The organism is Peribacillus sp. BM1 (genome assembly GCF_056679975.1).
Window position 1 is genome coordinate 3751477 of sequence record NZ_CM155259.1, and the last position, 18552, is coordinate 3770028.

The following is an 18552-nucleotide window of genomic DNA, read 5'->3' on the forward strand; positions in this document are numbered from 1 at the left end:
AGATTCCCCTCCCTACCGAACCATCAAAGTAATATTACCAGCAGCAATGATTACGGTAACGCTGAGGAAAAACATCATCGATACAATAGCAAGTGCTGCAAAAATATAAATCATGCTCTTACTAATAATATCCAAACATTTAATAACAGGACCTCCGCCAAGCGGCTGTAATAATGCTGCTGCTAATTTATAAATAAAAGAAAGCATTAATATCTTTAATGCTGGAAATGTGATGATGAAGAGCAATATAATAACGCCTGCCATGCCAACTGTATTTTTCAAGAGCACTGACGCATTAATAACCGTGTCAGCCGCATCTGTGAACATCCTACCGATAACCGGAATAAAGTTGCCTGTCACGAATTTCGCTGTCCGAATGCTCACGCCATCTGCAACGGCCGTCGTAACGCCTTGTACGGAAATAACGCCAAGAAAGATAGTCATAAAAGCGCCTAATAGACCAATTGCCCAATTTCGCAATAACTGTGCAAGTTGTGTTACTTTGTATTGTTCGGTCATCGTACTGACTACACTTAAAACAGCAGATAGGTAAAGCAGCGGTAATACAACATATTGAATTAATACGCCGCTTGAATTCATTAAAAATAGAAGAATGGGATGGAAAAATCCTGCTGATAGTACCCCGCCAGAACTAGCAATCAAAGCAAGGAGTAGCGGCAGCAGTGCCATTAGAAAAGCAATCATCGTATCAATCGTTTCTTGGGTATATTGAATGGCTACATGAAAGCTATTCAGCGCAAGGATAATTAACACTAAATAGACAATGGAATAGGCTACCTTGCTAATCGTGCTTTGTTCAAACGCATTTTGGAGTGTTTGTAAAAACATGCTGAATACGGTTAACAAGATGAGCGATCCGAGCAGCTTACCATTCACTAGAAGCTCATGAAAAACAAATTTCCCAATCCCTTTCATCCATTCTGCAAAGGAAAATTTCTTCTCACCGCTGACAAAATCCATAAAACTCCCTTTTTGACTTTCCGGCAAAAAACCGCCATATTCCGTAACAATACTATCCCAAAACCCCTGCAGCTCTTCGACACCGAGCCGATCCATCTGAGCTTGTACCAAATCGGATTGAAGAACATCCATTTCCTGACTAGTTTCTGAGGCAAGTACCGCATCACTATGCATAAAAAAGAGAGCGATTAACAAGAAGGAAAAGTAGAAAGTTCGCTGCTTCATAGATTCACCTCATAATTGCCGCAGGTGTCTACCTGTCAGCTCGGTATCAATTGAATGATTGTTTCGATGATGACTGTCAAAATCGGGATAGCCATAGCTAGAATTAGAATTTTTCCGCTTAGCTCAATCTTTGAGGCGATTGAACCAAGGCCGGCATCTTTTGTAATCTGGGCAGCAAATTCAGCGATATAGGCGATCCCGATAATTTTTAAAATAGTTTCTAAATACACCATATTGACATTTGCATTTACGGCGAGCTTCTCGAGCATCGTAATTATTTCGTATATTTTGTCAACGAGAACGAGAAAAATGGCACAGCCAGTAAAAACAACTAGTAAAAAGGCAAAATTCGGTTTTTGTTCTTTTACAATAAGTGCTAAAAAAGTGGCGATAAGTGAGATCCCGACAATTTTTAAGATTTCAATGGCCGATCCCTCCTACTGGAAAAGAAACACAGATTTAATTTTTTGAAATAAATTTTCAACGATGCTGGCCACCATAAACAAAATATAGATAAAACCAAAAAGAGTAACCCACTGCGCATATTCCTTTTTCCCGACTTGATCCAAAATGGTATGGAGAAATGCAACGACTATGCCAACACCTGCAATTTTAAATATGATATCTACATCTAAGCCCATTTAAGGCCCTCCATTCCTGCTACAACAGCAATATGATTATCAACACACCCGATAAAAAGCCGAAGCTCTTCATCATCTTTTCATACTTATTTTGACGGTCTGTGGCATCACTTTCTTCTCTTTCCAAATGAATCATGGCCAATTGAATCTGTTTCTGCTGAGAAAGACGATCATGCTGACCAAGCGTCTCACCGAATTGGACAAGTATTTCGTATTCACCTTGCTTAAGGGCAAGTTGTTTCCATACTCGTTTTAAACTCGTTTCCCAAGCAGTCTTTACTGTCGTTTCACCACCTGACAGCTTGTCAGCAAAGCTTTCAAAAAAATGGGATAGAGGCTTTGGCAATTGCTTAGAAAGTTTAAAAGCAGCTTCCGTTAAAGGTGTTTGTCCATACATGATTTCCGCTTCCAGCGACTGAAGCGCTGACTTAAGCTGTCGTAATTCTCTTGGTCTTTGTCTTAACACACGGGCTAATTCAAACCCAACCCAGGTTGTAGCAAGTACGATGAGCGCTGCACCAATGAACTTAATCATTCTTTGACACTTCCAATGTCGGGACAGCATTTCCTGTCTCATCAAGGACCTTACAGCCCCAGCCAGATTTATCTCTTCTATTTAATTCGATATAGCGTTCAAATATGTGTTGATTAAGGATTTGTGCCATATACGGACGTTTTTTTAAATCAGCCAATGTTCGTCCATGTGCAGTGATCACGAGCTTAATTCCTGCATTGACCGCCTCCAACACCGCAGCCGTGTCCTCAGGGCGACCGATTTCGTCAACGATTAACACATCTGGCGACATGGAACGAATGAGCATCATCATTCCTTCAACCTTTGGACATCCGTCAAGCACGTCCACCCGCGGTCCAAAATCAAGCTGGGGCACCCCCCGAACTGACCCGGCGATTTCAGAACGCTCGTCAACGATACCGACTTTCTTAGGTGGGATATTTCTGCTTTCACATCCAGTTGAAATAATTCTTGCTATATCACGTAAAAGCGTCGTCTTTCCTGTTTGAGGAGCACCGATGATGATCGTATGATGCCATTCGTCAGTGTATAGACTTGGAATCAATTTCTCTGCCGTCCCAATTTTCTGTCTCGCAATTCGAATATTAAAGGACGACACATCTCTTATCGCTTTTACCGCTCCATTTTCAAGAATAACCTTACCCGCAAGTCCAATTCGATGACCACCACTTACTGTGATATACCCTCGCTTTAATTCCTCCTCTAAAGCATATAAAGAAAATTTGCTAATATGATGAAGCAGCTGCTTAGCATCTTCATCATGAACCAAATATGGTAAAAAGGTTGGTCTACCTTCGATAATCACTTCAAGAGGTCGTCCAATTCGAATCCGTAGTTCTTCAACTTTATTTGCCATTGACAGTGGAATTTGCCTAAATTGCTCCTCCAATTTCTTCGGCAATAGGGTATACACCGTATCCATGCCTGAAACCTCCTATTTACAGCTAATCATTTGTTAAAATGTATGTTTGATTCATAAATTTATGACAATAATAGGAGATGACTCTTATTAACTTACGCCACACTTTTAAAAAAATTAAAAAGATATTCCATAAAGTGAAACTTCAATCAGTGGGGGTTTTACTGCCCGTTAATGCGGGATAACAAAAAGGGTCAGACCCCGCGACACAATATACAGTTCAATGAACTGTATATTGTGTCGCGGGGTCTGACCCTTTTAAGACACCCATATTAAGCCTTATGCACGAGATACATAAGATCCTTCAGTTGTATTAATAATTAACTTGTCGCCTTGGTTAATGAAAAATGGCACTTGTACAGTTAGACCCGTTTCAAGTGTAGCTGATTTCGTTCCACCAGAAGATGTATCACCTTTAATTCCTGGTTCTGTTTCCGCTACTTCAAGCGTTACGTTTTTTGGAAGCTCAACACCAAGCGTTTCTGTTCCAAAAGTCATAACATGTACTTCCATGTTTTCTGTTAAGTATTTAAGCTCATATTCGATATTTGTTTCTGGAAGCTCAATTTGTTCATACGATTCGTTGTCCATGAAAACATGAACATCTCCACTTGCATAAAGATATTGCATTTTACGGTTTTCAATATGTGCTTTTGCTACTTTTTCGCCAGCACGGAATGTTTTTTCTTGAACAGCTCCAGAACGAAGATTACGAAGCTTAGAGCGAACAAATGCAGCACCTTTACCTGGTTTAACGTGTTGAAATTCCATAACTTGCCAAATACCATTATCTACTTCAATGGTTAAACCTGTTTTAAAATCATTAACTGAGATCATTTTTTTCCTCCTGCTTGCTTATAAAATAATTAATTCTTTTGTTGAATGTGTTAATGCTTCATTACCTTCCACTGTAATGATCGTATCATCTTCAATACGAACACCGCCTAAACCAGGCACATATATTCCCGGCTCACAAGTTACAACCATTCCTGGTTCAAGAATTGTTTCGGATTTGAGAGAAAGCGAAGGACCTTCATGCACTTCAAGCCCAATGCCGTGCCCCGTTGAATGGCCAAAATACTCACCAAAGCCTTTCTCAACTATGAGGTTTCGAGTAAGGGCATCCGCTTCTTTTCCAGACATGCCTGATTTAATTCCAGCCATACCCCGTAACTGTGCTTCTAAAACAATATCATAGATTTTTTTTAGCTCTGCAGCTGGTTCTCCAACTGCAAGTGTGCGCGTAATATCTGATACATACCCGTTATAATAAGCACCGTAATCAAGCGTGACAAAATCACCGTTTTCAATGATTTTATCTGTTGCAACACCATGTGGCAGAGCCGATCTTTTCCCAGAAGCCACGATGATATCAAAGGATGAAGAAGTGGCACCTTGTTTTCTCATAAAGAATTCAAGTTCATTTGAAACGTCCAGCTCGGAAATCCCAGGACGAATAAATTCAACAATATGTGTAAATGCAGCATCTGCAATCGCAGCAGCATCCTTTAATATATTAATCTCTGAAGAAGTCTTTATCAAGCGTAAATTCTCGATCATCCCTGATACAGGTACAAGTTGGGCATTTACTAAAGCTTCATATGCTTTAAATGTCGCAAATGTCATATGGTCTTGCTCGAAACCAAGTTGTTTAATCCCCATCTTCTTCGCTTGATTAGCCACTTCCTCGATGATCGTCCCTTTGTGCTGAACAACCTCGTACCCAGTCGCTTGATTACCTGCTTGCTCCACATAGCGGAAGTCTGTAATAAATTTCGCTTCATTTGCTGATATCAAAGCAAGACCTGCCGTTCCAGTAAAGTTCGTCATATGGCGCAAATTGTATGTACTCGTAATTAAAAAGCCATCCACGCCTTTTTTAGCCATTTGTGAGCGGAATCTCTCTAGTTTTTCCATAACTATCTCTCCTTTATCCCGCTTTAACGGGCGGTAAGCCCCCACCTCAAGCTTATGAGAAACAAATGAAGGCAGGTGGGGAACAACTCTGCCCGTAAAAGCCCGATTGGTTCAACTAACCCCTCAGTAGGGACCCCCACTGAGGGTAGTTTCACTTTATTATCGTTTCGATGGCTCTTAAGGCAAGTAGATAGCCTTCGACACCTAAACCGACAATTTGTCCAGCTGTGACTGGGGCTGTTACAGAAACATGACGGAAACTTTCCCGTGCATGGATATTAGATATATGTATTTCGATAACGGGAACATCAATTCCTGCTATTGCATCACGAATTGCATAGCTATAATGTGTAAATGCTCCAGGATTGATAATAATCCCTGCAAAACCAGCATCCTCTGCCCAGTGTAGTTTATCGATAATATCCCCTTCATGATTAGACTGATAACAGCTTAGTTCAAGCTTCAACTCATCAGCCAAGTCCGCAACACTCTTCTCTACATCACGTAATGTCACTTTTCCATAATGCTTAGGTTCCCGTTTCCCCAGCCTATTTAGATTAGGTCCATTTATTAACAAAATTTTCCCCATGTTCCACTCCCCCCTTAACTCCAACTACCTTTTAGTGCTCCCCGAAAAAATGTTCACCATCAATATTCTATCATAATTGCGAATTATCTTACTACCTTTTACAAATTTCAGCTCGTCCCCTCCTCAGATTTATCCCTATTTAATGCCCTTTGTAATTCCCCATATTCATAAGATATTGAATACCCTACAAATACCCCATATAAGATAAATAAACATATACTTGTAATCCCTGTATCTGCTGTCATTTTTGAAAAAGAAGGCAGGTCAGGAAAGATCGGTTGAAGGATCAGGATAAAAATAAGCCATAAAAGAGCTCCGTACACGATCCCAGCAGAAATATGATTCACTTTACGAAAAAGGGCATAGTACAGGTACGCAAAAACAATGGATACAATACTATAAATAATGAGAGTCACCACTGCCCCAAGCCAAGTATGAATCCAAGCAGCATTTGACCAAGATGTAAAAATAAACTTTGGACTAACATCCATAAAATGAAAAAAAGCAGCAACAAGTCCTACCGCACACCAAAGGAAACCTCCATATACGCCAATAACAAAAACATCCCTTAAGATTGATTCATGGTATACGACGCCGTTCACTTGTTTCGGTCTATTCGACATACACATAACACCTCCGCTACTAGTATGTCCCATAAGCGATGGAATCATTTCCGCATTTTTAATTCGCAGGCTCAAAATGGATTTTTTCCATCTGGTGCATATCAGCCTATGCGTGAAGGTATCATATTGGACTTGGATTGGAAATGACCGATTTTAGCAGGGGTTTGTTGTTAAGCGCCCATTTAATGCCACCGTTATTTTTCAGGGTATTGACCAAGCATTTTTTTCTTTCATTATAAGTACGTCGTGATTGCAAAAAACTGGTTAGTTTTGTATGATTAAGAGAACATCAAAATGCGAGGAGTTTCTTCTTAGAAGGATGTTTGATCTTATCAATCAATAACAGGTTTATTTACCATATTACTTCATAAATAGAGCGACCTGTTCATACATGAATAAGAGAGTAACACTAGATGAAAAACCAGTAAATATAAGGATAAGTTGGTGTCTACAATGTCTGATACAAAAAAACCTGCATATGGCGGGCAGGCCGTTGTTGAAGGGGTTATGTTTGGCGGCAAACATCATACCGTAACAGCCGTACGTCGGAAAGATTCAACCATTGACTACTATCACCTGCCGCGACAAAGCAAGCCCCTCCTGCAACGTTTAAAAAAAATTCCGTTTCTGCGCGGTATTGTGGCGATTATTGACTCGAGCGCTACCGGATCTAAACACTTAAATTTTTCAACCGAGCAATTTGAAGAAGACGCACCAAAAGAACCCGGAAAAGTAAATGAGTCAAAAAAAGAATCTAAGCTTGCAATGTGGCTAGGTGTCGCTGCCATCGGAATCATCTCCTTTCTGTTTGGTAAGTTTGTTTTCACGCTAGTTCCCATGTTTTTAGCTGAGCTAACTCGACCGATTTTCCAAAGTCATACTTCCCAAATTTTAGTGGAAGGAGCTTTCAAACTACTTCTATTACTTGTCTATATTTATTTTGTATCCTTAACGCCGCTGATCAAGAGAGTATTTCAGTATCACGGTGCAGAGCATAAAGTGATCAACTGCTTCGAAAGTGGTAAGCCTCTAACTGTTGAAAACGTTCAAGCTTCTTCTCGGCTTCATTACCGTTGTGGCAGTAGCTTCATTCTTTTCACAGTCGTTGTTGGCATCTTTGTTTATATGTTTGTACCAACTGAACCACTTTGGTCAAGAGTCGTCAGTCGAATTGCTTTAATTCCAGTCGTCCTCGGAATATCTTTCGAAGTTCTTCAGATTACGAATAAATTAAGAGATGTACCTGTGCTTCGTTATTTAGGGTACCCTGGATTATGGTTGCAATTGCTGACAACGAAAGAGCCTGATGACACACAAGTTGAAGTAGCACTTGCTTCCTTTAACGAGTTGATGAAATTGGAAAGTCGTACTGAACAAGATTTAAAAAACGAAGATATCGTGTAAAGTTTAAGAGAATATCCCATTTCAGGAAAATTAATTTTCCTTCGGGCGTTTAAAATGACTTAGATTTGCTCATGATGCTCTTAAGGAGGTGTCTTTGTTGAATCGTTCATTGTCTTATATAATTTACGGAATCATCGCCTTGGGAATTTTCGGGTTATTTGCCAAAGTCGTAAATGATCCAGTTGGTTTTTTTCGAAATATCATCGTCATGATCGTTATTGCTTGCGCTATCTTTTTCATATATCGCATGATTACACAAGACAAACATGGGAATGCCGGGCAAAGAGCTTTTAAGAAAGCTGCCAGAAAGACAAAGAAAAGAACAAAGAGTAAAAGCAATATCACTAGTTTTTCAAAAGCTGCAAACTCAACAAAGAAAAATCGAATCAGAAAGAAATCTGATATCCATTTGACCGTGATTGAAGGTAAAAAAAATAAAAAGAAAAATCGGGCGCATTTTTAAGCAGTCCGATTTTTCTTTTTCTATGGAAAAGGTGCGGGGCCTCGCAAAATCAGCTCCGCACCGTCCTTCATAGTGATTCAACTTGAAAATCTGAACCTTTTTTATCGCTTTAGTTGGGAACAGATTCTCTTTGAGTTTTATAGGATGTTCAAATAGTTCGGTAAAAAAGCTTGCGCATTGCTGCAAAGCTCATGAATGACCTTCTGTTAAAACCGTGCATGTCCTGTGCACAACACAGAAGTCAGCACATCCTGTGCAAGTCCCTCCTTTTTGAACACACATTATAGAGAATTAATACGTCCAGTTTTTTAAAAAAGTCTCTGCACACTTTCTCCCTCGCTCAACTAACATCTCTTTATTGTCTTCCGTTAAATGAAAATCAGTAGCCGATATCCCCGTCATCGGAATAAACAAGATATTTTGGGCTACTTTTTTCGATATATATCGAGAATCATGTGCATCTCTCATTGTTTTAAAAAGTGCTGCAAACATTTCCACAGCATTATTGATTTCATCTGCTTTTTTGCCAAGCCCATCCCCTCTTAGATTCATTCCGATAACTGGACGCGTTTTCTTACCTTCTTTAGTTTCAAATAGCCACATTGGAAAATTACTTAAAATCCCGCCATCTACAAATAAACTGCTCGACTGACGCCATTTTAATTTAACTGGCTCAAAAAAATAAGGAATGCTACAACTCATCCTCACAGCTTTTGCAACTGGAAACTCAAGCGGATTTACGCCATACTTATCAAGATCATCTGGCAATACCGCTAACTGTCCATTCGTAATATCACTTACGATAATCCGCAATGATTGGTATGGAAGATCTCCAAACGTAACAATGCCGCGCTTAGCAAGCTTAGCTGCAATCCATTTTTCAAGTGCATCGCCTTTAAATAATCCCATTTTCCGATACAACATCAGCCATTTTACAAATGGTATAGGTAAGATTCTCCGTGGATCCAATAGCTCTTTAATATTCGTTTCATTCAGAATTTCTTTCATTTCCTCACCCGTATACCCAGCTATCAGTAAAGCCGCAATGATTGACCCTGCACTCGTTCCTGCAGATTGTTTAAAGACAAAACCTTGTTCCTCCATCACCTGAACGGCTCCAACTAAAGCAAACCCCTTAATTCCACCACCGGAAAATACCCCATCAATAATCATTGAAGTCCTCCTCCATCATCCGGTCTTGTTACATTTTTAATCCGGAGCTGAGGATTTTATTACTGTTTCTTTTGATTAATGATGGATTCGTACATCCGACTCACAATAATACGAACATACATTCCGATGATTATAAAATAAAGGCTGTCTCACAACGAGAGGATTAGCTTCTTTTTCAGGAAACCTCGCTTTTATACTGGCGAAGATCCTATTTCTTTCTCTGGTTTACTCTTGATAAACTTAAGTACTAAAAAAAGAATGCAAATACTTAAGACTCCTGTAACAATATACGTCATATTCAAATAATCCTTCATAAGCAATGACATCACCGGGGGGCCAGCCGCAACTCCGATAAAGCGAGCGGAGCTATAGAACGACGAGATCGTTCCTCGCTCATCTTTCGCAATATTTTCGGTAATCATCGCATCCAGTGCTGGAAGAATCGCTCCGATTGCTCCCCCTAAGACACTTGTAATAACGAGAAGCAAGAATAGTTTTTCATGTGTATAGCCTACAAAAACGACGCTAATAGCTAAGAGAAATAGACTAACCATTACGATTTTCCGCATCATAGCAATATTCCCTTTGATTGCTCTTCCTGTCACAAATGAGGAAATGCAAAGTAGAGAAAGTGGAATCGCTAACACGAAGCCTTTTCGCACACCTTTTATGTGGTGAATTTTTTCTAGATTTTCTGAAAGAAAGAATAAGACACCAAATAACACGAGCATAACAAACGCACCAATGATAAAAATGGTACATAGCCATTTTCCTTCAATTTTAAAGGTTTGCTTTGTCTTTCGCATAAACTCTTTAAATTTTCTTGGCTCTTTTTTCTCCTTTGGACTTTTAATAAAGAAAAAAACGAGCACAATCGAAATGAAGCTAAAAAAGGAAATCGAGAAAAAAGGCAGAAACCACAGAAAAACTGCAAATAGTGAGCCTAATATCGGACTTAGTACTTTTCCGAATGTGTTTGAGGTTTCAATGATTCCTAAACAGGAGCTAGTCTTTTCATCATCTGCTTGATATAAATCCCCTACTAAAGGCAGAACAATCGGCATGGCTCCTGATGCACCGATTCCTTGAAGGATCCGGCCGATAATAATCACCATATATGGATTCTCCAATTTCCATGAAGCAAAACCAGCAATCAGCCCACCAATCAACGCTAAAATCAAACTTGGCACTATCACTTTTTTTCGGCCGATTCTATCAGACAAATAACCGGCAACTGGAATAAGAAAAATCGACGCAACTGAATAACTTGTAATAATCATGCTCGATTGAAACGAAGTAATTCCTACCTTTTCCTCAAAAATGGGCAACACCGGAATGAGCATTGAGTTTCCTAATGTCATCACAAGCGGAATCGATGCCATACTAACAATACACCAAGTGCTAACTTTATAATCACTGAACTCCTGGTTTTCCATCAATTAAAGACACCTCTTCTTAAGCAAACAATATTTCTATTCTGTCCGAAATCCCAGAAGAGTCTCATGGGAAAAAGAAACAAAATAAAAATCTGCTTAAGAAGTTCCATTGTTAGATCATAAAAAGACAAATTATCTGACAGATTATATCGAAAACTGATTCCTAAATGAATTCACAGTGAACCTTATTTAAACTAGTAACATGTCGCCTAGCCTAGCTATGCACAGCTGGTTCTCCTTTAGTAAATCGTCTAACATAATTAAAATATTTTGTACAAAGACTTGATTACTTTTGTCAAAGTTTGTAAAACTGATGAATTAGTCCAATATCAAAATAAGAAATGATTCATACTCTATATTATTATTCAGTTGATGTGGGAGGAAAAAGCAAAAATGGGGAATGCTAACAAAAAAACAAATAAGAATATATTTATACACAATGAGGTAGTAAAAAAGCCAGCGATTGGAAACACGAAGCTAATAAAAGAACAACAAATTGCATATAAGCCGTTAGGAAATAGACAAATAGTTGATAACAAGCAATTAGTAAAAAGACGACAAGTTGAAATCGGAACGCTAGAAAATAGGCAGCAAGTTGAAATCGAGACGCTAGAAAATAATCAGCAGCTTGAAATCGAGACACTAGAAAATAATCAGCAGTTTGAAATCGAGACGCTAGAAAATAATCAGCAGTTTGAAATCGAGACGCTAGAAAATAATCAGCAGCTTGAAATCGAGACGCTAGAAAATAATCAGCAGCTTGAAATCGAGACGCTAGAAAATAATCAGCATTTTGAAATCGAGACGCTAGAAAATAATCAGCAGCTTGAGAACGAGCCACTAGATATTAGCCAGCAAGTTGAGATCAAGTCACTAAATAATAGCCAGCAAGTTGAGAACTACGAATTAATTGTCAAAAATAAAGAACTGAATAACATAAAAGTAAGTATTATTATGCCTTCATTTAATAAATATGAATATGTTTCATTGTCGCTTTATTGCTTGTTAAAACAAACCTTTGATTTCTCTGGATTCGAGGTAATCTTAATAGACGATTGTTCCAATGACCAAACGGCTAGAATTCCTAATGAATTTGATCCTCCTTTTAAATTTAAATATGTTCGACCTTTCATAAATCAAGGTCGATCGCGTGCCCGTAACTTAGGGATCAAACTTTCAGAGGGAGAAGTCATTATCTTCCTCGATGGAGAAATGCTAACAGAACCTGATTTCGTTGAAAATCATTATAAACACCACGTACATGATAAAAATGTAGTAGTAACTGGTGCCATGCACTATCGAGGGATCTATACTTTTTTAACTTCTAACTTCAATAGGCAGCAATGGGAACATATTGATGACTTTGTTCCACGCGATCCTTATTTTATTTTTCCCTATAAGGAATATAAAAAAAATCATCACACTTCCAACATGTCATTCCCTCTTATCACCAAAAAAGACATTGATGAAAATCGCTTTAAAAATTTATCCTTTTCAAACTGGTATTTTACTCAGGTGCTAACGAATGGATTAGATCAATTTGGAATGGATTTAAGTGATTATACACTACCTTATATTGCCTTTTTAACAGGAGATGTATCAGTCAGCAAAGAACAGCTTGATAAAGTTGGGTATTTTGATGAATCATTTCTTGGTTATGGGGCAGAGGATTGGGAACTTGGCTATCGTTTTTATAAAGATGGTGCTCGCTTCATAATTGATCCTTCAACATTTTGCTATCATCAGGAGCACCCAACATCTTCAAATAATTTTCCTGAGGCAATGGGTAATTTATATAAATTCATGGAAAAATCCCCTAACTTTGATGTGCTGGCATTAGCATTAGAACATAAGCCCCTTAATTTCGTCCAAATTCATTATGTGGTCTCACAATATAATGAATTATGTGAAAAACATCCACAAAAATATAGAGAATTTAAAGAAACCTACCAGAAGATGCTATTTAAGATAGTCGAAAACCTAAAAAATAGTAAACCACTAACAAAATTCCATGTGAGCGACAGTATGTTGTCAAAAAGAATTACGGAACAATTAAATGAAATAAAAGCACAGCATTGGTACGCTCTTGCCGATTCTTTCGAAGAACTTTATAGTCATTAATGAGAATCTAAAAAAGCTCAAAACCTGAGAGATAGAACAGATTTGGATCAAATAAGTAAGCCCTTGTTCACGTACAACTGGTAATAAATAATGAGAGACCAAAAGGGTCAGACTACGCACTCTATACACAGTTCATAGTGGTACTTACGTTTAATGTGAACTGTATATTGTGGTTGCGGGGCTGACCTTTCGTTATAGAAAACCCACATTATCAATGTGAATCCTATGGAGAAGTCATTGATTGAAAATATTGCGAGTAAACTGGTGACAAACCATAGGCCATTTTTTTAATCCGATGTTTCGTCTTATCTCATAAAGTTCCATTCATCTGCTTCATATTTATCTTGCGCTAAGTTAGTTACTTCTTTTTCTTGGTCTTTTGTTAGGATGAGAGGCTCAAGATTAATATTCAAACCAGTAGCAAACCCTTTGTGAAAAGCATCCTTTGCCTCATCTAAGCTTATTTTTCTTGTGTGTAAGTCATTGATGGCAACAGCTTTATTTTTAAAGCTTTTCATCATCCGTTCCTTCACTCGTTCATTTGGAAAATTAAAAAGACTAAACAGTTTCTCATCATCCATATCGAGCAAGATCGATCCGTGCTGCAAGATGACTCCCTTTTGTCTCGTCTGGGCACTTCCCGCTACTTTCCTGCCTTCAACGACAAGCTCATACCAGCTTGGTGCATCAAAGCAAACCGAAGTTCTAGGTTCCTTCAATGCTGCTTTTTCCTTTTCAGTAGACGGTACGGCAAAATAGGCATCTAGTCCAAGATTTCTGAAACCCATTAGAATCCCTTCTGAGATTACTCGATATGCTTCTGTCACATTTTTGGGCATGTCTGGATATTCTTCGCTCACAATTACACTATATGTAAGTTCATGTTCGTGTAAAACAGCCCTGCCCCCTGTAGGTCTGCGTATAAAGCCTAGTCCTTGTCTCTTTACCTCTGCTATGTTTATTTCTTTTTCCGCTCTTTGGAAATAGCCGATCGATAAAGTTGCCGGATTCCAACCGTAAAACCTTACGACTGGTGGAATCTCCCCATTACTATGCCAATTCAACAGCGCTTCATCCAATGCCATATTAAACGCTGGTGTGCTGTTTCCTGAATCAATAAATGCCCACGTTTGCTTTCCCATAAAATCCTCCCATAGTACATCTGTCATTCTCTATTGAATAATAGGAAAGACATATAATAGAATGCTCATCCATACCGTATGATTGTATCAAAATTTACCAAATATCAAAAGAAATTCAACTTTAACAAACATTCCTGCCATTTCAGGAAAAATCTTTTGATTAAGTCTCGTTTCAATTATATAATAAGTAATGTCTATATGTGCGTGTTCAAAAAGGAGGATAAAAAGAGCCGAGAAGTTCAAGGAGCACATCTCGAGAGGACCTGCGCGTATACAGTACTGCGTGAGGACTGGAGAGACAGAGCTTTGAAGCACTTCGCAAGCTTTTTTACCGGACTTTTTGAATAACCTCTATATGTTGCTTAGTCTAGAAAGGAGTTTTACCGTGAGTTGGATTATATCACTCGTTATACTTATTGCACTTCTTGCTTACGCACTCTTCAATTTTTTCAGTCAGCGTCGTGCGGTTAAACCGCTTAGCCAGGAAGAATTTATTGAAGGATATCGTAAAGCACAACTTTTTGACGTTCGCGAACCGAATGAATACGAGGGCGGTCATATACTAGGTGCAAGAAACATCCCTTTAACACAAGTTAAGACGCGCCTTACAGAATTACGTAAAGACAAGCCTATTTATTTATACTGCCAAAACAGTATGCGTAGCGGAAAAGCTGCTCAAATATTACGCAAAAAAGGGTACACGGACATCTACCAATTAAAAGGCGGATTTAAACAGTGGACTGGAAAAATTAGAACAGGCAAATAAGAATCCATCTTGTATGGGTTCTTTTTTTAATTAGGAAAAACTGATGTATTCCTGATGATATGACATTTCGAGTAGATATGAGGGGAATTTAACAAATAACTATCGGCAACTTACCTTTCAATTTGAACTTTAGCTGGTTTATTAAAGTGGTCTTGTAAAGAGCGAGGCAAGAAAAAAGGGGGATGATTTTTATTAAATCATCCCCCTTTTTCCTGACGGTAGTTCAGTTTTCACTTATAGTTTCGTTAAGACATTCCTTTCAATCCAGCTTTATAATATGCTTTATTGAGGTAAAGGCAATAAGGTAGATTAGACAACGAAAGTAAAGAAAAATATTGAAACAACATCACAATCATTTTTCACTTTACATAACTCAACTTATCCCGCATTAACGGACAGTAAAACCTTCATTTTAAGATTTTATATAGAAAAAATTGAAGAATTTGAATAATAACACTGTCCGTAAATGCCCGATTGGTTCAACTAACCGTTAGCAAAAGCCCATCGCTAACGGAAGTTTCACTTTATCTTCCCATCCAACCGCCGTCAACTACTAATAAATGACCGTGAATGTAATTCGATGCATCAGATGCCAAGAAGACTACAGATCCCATAAAATCCTCTGCCTGTCCCCATCGACCTGCTGGAATTCGCTCTAGAATTTGGCGATTTCTTGTTTCATCTTGTAATAATGCTTCATTCATATCTGTCGCAATATAGCCAGGAACAATGGCATTGACATTGACATTTTCTTTCGCCCATTCATTGGCTAATGCTTTCGTTAATTGTGCCACTCCGCCTTTCGCTGCAGCATAGGCAGGAACGGTTAAACCTCCTTGAAAGGATAATAAAGAAGCCATATTAATAATCTTCCCTTTACCTTGAGGTACCATGAATTTACCGGCTTCCTGACATAACAGCCATACACATTTTAAATTCACGTTGATTACGTCATCCCAATCTGTTTCAGAGAATGAAACAGAAGGAGATCTTCGTTGAATACCTGCATTATTGACTAGAATATCAATTTGACCAAGTTCCTTGACAACAGTCGGAATCGCCGCTTTCACTTGTGCCTGATTTCCCAAATCACACGGGATGATGACACTTTTTTGTCCCAATGCTTCAATCTCTTTTTGTACAGTATCATCACTCGTATTCCTTTGAAGTAAGGCTACTGTAGCTCCTGCTTCTGCTAAAGCTAAAGCCATTTTTCTACCTATCCCTCTTGTGGCACCTGTAATCGCGGCAACTTTACCATCTAATCGAAACATGTTCTTTTCCCTCCATTATTATGCATGTGGTCGAAATAATACTTTTAATGAATCTTCTGGGTTAGTCATTAATTCAAATCCTTTTTCAATTTCCTCTAATGGCAGTTCGTGTGAAATCAGCGGCGTCACATCAATTTGTCCGCTTGCCATCATACTTACAGCCATGGCAAAATCTGCTGAACTGTAACATCTAGTCGTTGTCAAAGATAATTCGCGGAAATGCATCGCTGCTAGATCAACTGTTGGCGGCTGTTTAAAGACACTTACGACGACAATTTGTCCTTGTGTACGACAAACATGAAGCATTTGTTCAACCGTTACGCTTGTGCCGGCTACTTCAAAAACGACATCTGCACCTACACCATTCGTAGCCTCTTTCACGTGCTCGACTACATCTACTTTTTTACCGTCAAGAGCGATAAATCCCATTTCTTCGGCCTTACCTAATCGGTATGGACTAATATCAGAAATAAATATTTTACCTGCTCCAGCCAATTTCGCCGTTAGAGCAATTAATAAACCAATTGGACCTGCCCCTAATACAACTACAGTATCCCCCACTTTAACGTTAGAACGTCGGACAGTATGGATGCCTACCGCAACTGGTTCTGCTAATGCCGCATGTATATCGGATAACGAATTCGGTACTTTATGTAAACGGTGTAGCGGTACAGCCACGTATTCGGCAAACCCTCCATGTGAATCAATCCCGATTAATTGTAACGTTCTACAAACATGTGAATTCCCTGATAAACAAGCGTCACATTTCCCACAGCTGATCGTCGGTTCGATGACAACGCGATCACCGATATTAAACGGAGTTTCGCCATTGATCTCTTCGATCATTCCACTAAATTCATGCCCCATTGCGAGTGGAGCTTTTGCCCGTGGGTGTTTACCTGAATAAATCATCATATCTGTTCCACAAATACCAGCATAAGCTACTTTAATAAGAGCTTCATTTTCCTTAATAACAGGTTTTGCTAATTCTCCAATGCTTACTTTTTTTTCAGATAGATACAAACCAGCTTTCATACTTAATCGACTCTCCCCTATTAAGCGTTCTTATTTTCTGTGGAAAGGGGCGGGGCTTCGCAAAATCAGCTCCGCACCACCACCTTCATAAAGGTGATGCAATTTTTAGAACCTGTACTTTTTTCACCGTTGGGCTTTAAATCAGATGCTCAAGGAGTTTTTTATTATTGTAAATCATCTTTCATTCATTAAAGAATCATAGACCGTTGTTCTCGTATCTTGGAAATGTTCGAGTAATGTCTGTTCGATTAAATGATCATCCTGTGAAAGGAGCGCATCAATCATTAATCTATGCTTGTCTATTAATAATTGGATCTCATCAAAATCCTTTTCAAATCGCTTTGTTGTCGCAACGAGTAGCGCTGTCAAAACTACCGGCTTTAAACTATACCAGACTCTCAATAATCGTTTATGCTTTGATTCAATGACGATTAATTCATGAAAATATAAGTCCTGATAAGAAAAGTCAATCGAATTTCGATGTTCCATCGCCAAAGTCATCTTGTCTATCACTTTTGTTAGTTCCAGACTTAAATTCGTTGGATCTGTTTTACTTAAAGCTTTAAGTAAATATGTCTCAATTAAAATCCGAACATCATACAACTCTTCCATATCCTTTTTACTTAAGCCTAATACAACCGCCCCCATTCTTTCCAAGCGGATCAGACCTTCATTCGCAAGTACGCGTAATGCGTCTCTCACTGGTGAGCGACTAGCACTAAATTCTTGTGCCAAGTGATTTTCAGACAAAACTGATCCTACAACAATATCTCCCCTAATAATTTTTAGTCGCACTTCACAGGCTATCTTCTCGCCAATCGACACGCCCGTTAACCAAGATGTAGGATAATTCATTATATATAGATCACTCTCCTATGAAAATAAGTTGTGTACTTGTATACAAGTACATTTTATTATAAATATTGCCAATTGTAAACAGTTTCATTTTGACATTTAACTATTTTCTGAATTATATAATCGATTCGCAAAAAACGATTTGGCACTAGAAGTCAGCCAAACTTGTCCAATTCTATCAAGAGAATGAAATATTTTATAGAAAACAACCATGAGCGTCTGACCCAAACCCTACGATGAAAAAGGTTCAGGATCTCAAACTGTATCACCTGATGAAGGTGGCGGTGCGGAGCTGATTTTGCGAAGCTCCGCCCCTTTTCCACAGAAAAAAGGTCAGACCTCACACTCTATATACCGTTTATCGTGTTAACGACACTTCATTAAACGATAGTATAGTAGATATGTGGTCTGACCCTAAAACCCTTTTTCAACTGATGAAGTTTATGAAAAAAT

19 protein-coding genes are annotated in these 18552 nt (G+C 38.6%); 4 read left to right on the plus strand and 15 right to left on the minus strand.

All coding sequences use genetic code 11. From position 1 onward, the window contains the following. Positions 1 to 12 precede the first annotated feature (12 nt). The 9 genes from spoIIIAE to AC1MGI_RS18060 all read right to left on the minus strand — a co-directional run bounded on the left by spoIIIAE (position 13) and on the right by AC1MGI_RS18060 (position 6430). On the minus strand, positions 13 to 1206 hold the full coding sequence (gene spoIIIAE, locus AC1MGI_RS18020; protein ID WP_062178132.1) for a stage III sporulation protein AE: 1194 nt from the start codon (positions 1204 to 1206) through the stop codon (positions 13 to 15). A 35-nt stretch (positions 1207 to 1241) separates the two neighbouring features. Then, positions 1242 to 1631 (minus strand): stage III sporulation protein AD, encoded by a 390-nt coding sequence (spoIIIAD, locus tag AC1MGI_RS18025; protein WP_157279403.1) that lies wholly within the window; start codon positions 1629 to 1631, stop codon positions 1242 to 1244. Between the two features lie 12 nt (positions 1632 to 1643). Then, positions 1644 to 1847: a stage III sporulation protein AC gene (gene spoIIIAC, locus AC1MGI_RS18030; RefSeq protein WP_028391742.1), complete on the minus strand. Its 204-nt coding sequence runs from the start codon at positions 1845 to 1847 to the stop codon at positions 1644 to 1646. Positions 1848 to 1866: 19 nt separating this feature from the next. Further along, positions 1867 to 2382: a stage III sporulation protein SpoIIIAB gene (gene spoIIIAB / locus AC1MGI_RS18035; RefSeq protein WP_454212032.1), complete on the minus strand. Its 516-nt coding sequence runs from the start codon at positions 2380 to 2382 to the stop codon at positions 1867 to 1869. After that, positions 2375 to 3304 (minus strand): stage III sporulation protein AA, encoded by a 930-nt coding sequence (gene spoIIIAA, locus AC1MGI_RS18040; protein WP_480346752.1) that lies wholly within the window; start codon positions 3302 to 3304, stop codon positions 2375 to 2377. Before spoIIIAA ends, spoIIIAB begins: the two co-directional genes overlap by 8 nt. A gap of 276 nt (positions 3305 to 3580) precedes the next feature. Beyond that, positions 3581 to 4138, minus strand: a complete 558-nt coding sequence (gene efp, locus AC1MGI_RS18045; RefSeq protein WP_062178119.1) for an elongation factor P — start codon at positions 4136 to 4138, stop codon at positions 3581 to 3583. An 18-nt stretch (positions 4139 to 4156) separates the two neighbouring features. After that, positions 4157 to 5218, minus strand: coding sequence for a M24 family metallopeptidase (locus AC1MGI_RS18050; protein ID WP_480346753.1), 1062 nt, complete (start codon positions 5216 to 5218; stop codon positions 4157 to 4159). A gap of 151 nt (positions 5219 to 5369) precedes the next feature. After that, positions 5370 to 5807: a type II 3-dehydroquinate dehydratase gene (gene aroQ, locus AC1MGI_RS18055; RefSeq protein ID WP_480346755.1), complete on the minus strand. Its 438-nt coding sequence runs from the start codon at positions 5805 to 5807 to the stop codon at positions 5370 to 5372. A 107-nt stretch (positions 5808 to 5914) separates the two neighbouring features. Then, complete coding sequence (locus AC1MGI_RS18060; RefSeq protein WP_480346757.1) at positions 5915 to 6430, minus strand: YqhR family membrane protein; 516 nt, start codon at positions 6428 to 6430, stop codon at positions 5915 to 5917. 453 nt (positions 6431 to 6883) lie between these two features. On the opposite strand from AC1MGI_RS18060, the gene AC1MGI_RS18065 reads away from it, so the two are divergent. Together AC1MGI_RS18065 and AC1MGI_RS18070 are read left to right on the plus strand one after the other, a co-directional pair. Then, on the plus strand, positions 6884 to 7834 hold the full coding sequence (locus AC1MGI_RS18065) for a DUF1385 domain-containing protein (RefSeq protein ID WP_480346758.1): 951 nt from the start codon (positions 6884 to 6886) through the stop codon (positions 7832 to 7834). 97 nt (positions 7835 to 7931) lie between these two features. Next, the gene (locus AC1MGI_RS18070; protein WP_480346760.1) at positions 7932 to 8297 is read left to right on the plus strand and encodes an SA1362 family protein; all 366 of its coding nucleotides are present in this window, start codon (positions 7932 to 7934) and stop codon (positions 8295 to 8297) included. A 291-nt stretch (positions 8298 to 8588) separates the two neighbouring features. Here AC1MGI_RS18070 and AC1MGI_RS18075 read toward each other — a convergent pair whose 3' ends face one another. Both AC1MGI_RS18075 and AC1MGI_RS18080 read right to left on the minus strand, forming a co-directional pair. After that, complete coding sequence (locus AC1MGI_RS18075) at positions 8589 to 9470, minus strand: patatin-like phospholipase family protein (protein WP_480346762.1); 882 nt, start codon at positions 9468 to 9470, stop codon at positions 8589 to 8591. A 191-nt stretch (positions 9471 to 9661) separates the two neighbouring features. Continuing rightward, complete coding sequence (locus AC1MGI_RS18080) at positions 9662 to 10906, minus strand: MFS transporter (RefSeq protein WP_480346763.1); 1245 nt, start codon at positions 10904 to 10906, stop codon at positions 9662 to 9664. A gap of 393 nt (positions 10907 to 11299) precedes the next feature. On the opposite strand from AC1MGI_RS18080, the gene AC1MGI_RS18085 reads away from it, so the two are divergent. Beyond that, the gene (locus tag AC1MGI_RS18085; RefSeq protein WP_480346765.1) at positions 11300 to 13027 is read left to right on the plus strand and encodes a glycosyltransferase; all 1728 of its coding nucleotides are present in this window, start codon (positions 11300 to 11302) and stop codon (positions 13025 to 13027) included. A 305-nt stretch (positions 13028 to 13332) separates the two neighbouring features. Here the strand turns inward: AC1MGI_RS18085 and AC1MGI_RS18090 are convergent, their stop codons facing one another. After that, positions 13333 to 14169, minus strand: coding sequence for a lipoate--protein ligase family protein (locus AC1MGI_RS18090; protein ID WP_480346767.1), 837 nt, complete (start codon positions 14167 to 14169; stop codon positions 13333 to 13335). A gap of 355 nt (positions 14170 to 14524) precedes the next feature. Here AC1MGI_RS18090 and AC1MGI_RS18095 point away from each other — a divergent pair, with 355 nt between their 5' ends. Further along, positions 14525 to 14935: a rhodanese-like domain-containing protein gene (locus AC1MGI_RS18095; protein WP_062178093.1), complete on the plus strand. Its 411-nt coding sequence runs from the start codon at positions 14525 to 14527 to the stop codon at positions 14933 to 14935. A 524-nt stretch (positions 14936 to 15459) separates the two neighbouring features. Here AC1MGI_RS18095 and AC1MGI_RS18100 read toward each other — a convergent pair. The 3 genes from AC1MGI_RS18100 to AC1MGI_RS18110 form a co-directional block, all read right to left on the minus strand. After that, positions 15460 to 16209, minus strand: a complete 750-nt coding sequence (locus AC1MGI_RS18100; protein ID WP_403070162.1) for an SDR family oxidoreductase — start codon at positions 16207 to 16209, stop codon at positions 15460 to 15462. Positions 16210 to 16227: 18 nt separating this feature from the next. Continuing rightward, positions 16228 to 17244 carry a zinc-dependent alcohol dehydrogenase gene (locus AC1MGI_RS18105; protein WP_480346769.1) on the minus strand — a complete coding sequence of 339 codons (1017 nt, stop codon included), beginning with the start codon at positions 17242 to 17244 and terminating at the stop codon, positions 16228 to 16230. Between the two features lie 174 nt (positions 17245 to 17418). Beyond that, positions 17419 to 18099, minus strand: coding sequence for a GntR family transcriptional regulator (locus AC1MGI_RS18110; protein ID WP_480346771.1), 681 nt, complete (start codon positions 18097 to 18099; stop codon positions 17419 to 17421). Between the last annotated feature and the right edge of the window lie 453 nt (positions 18100 to 18552).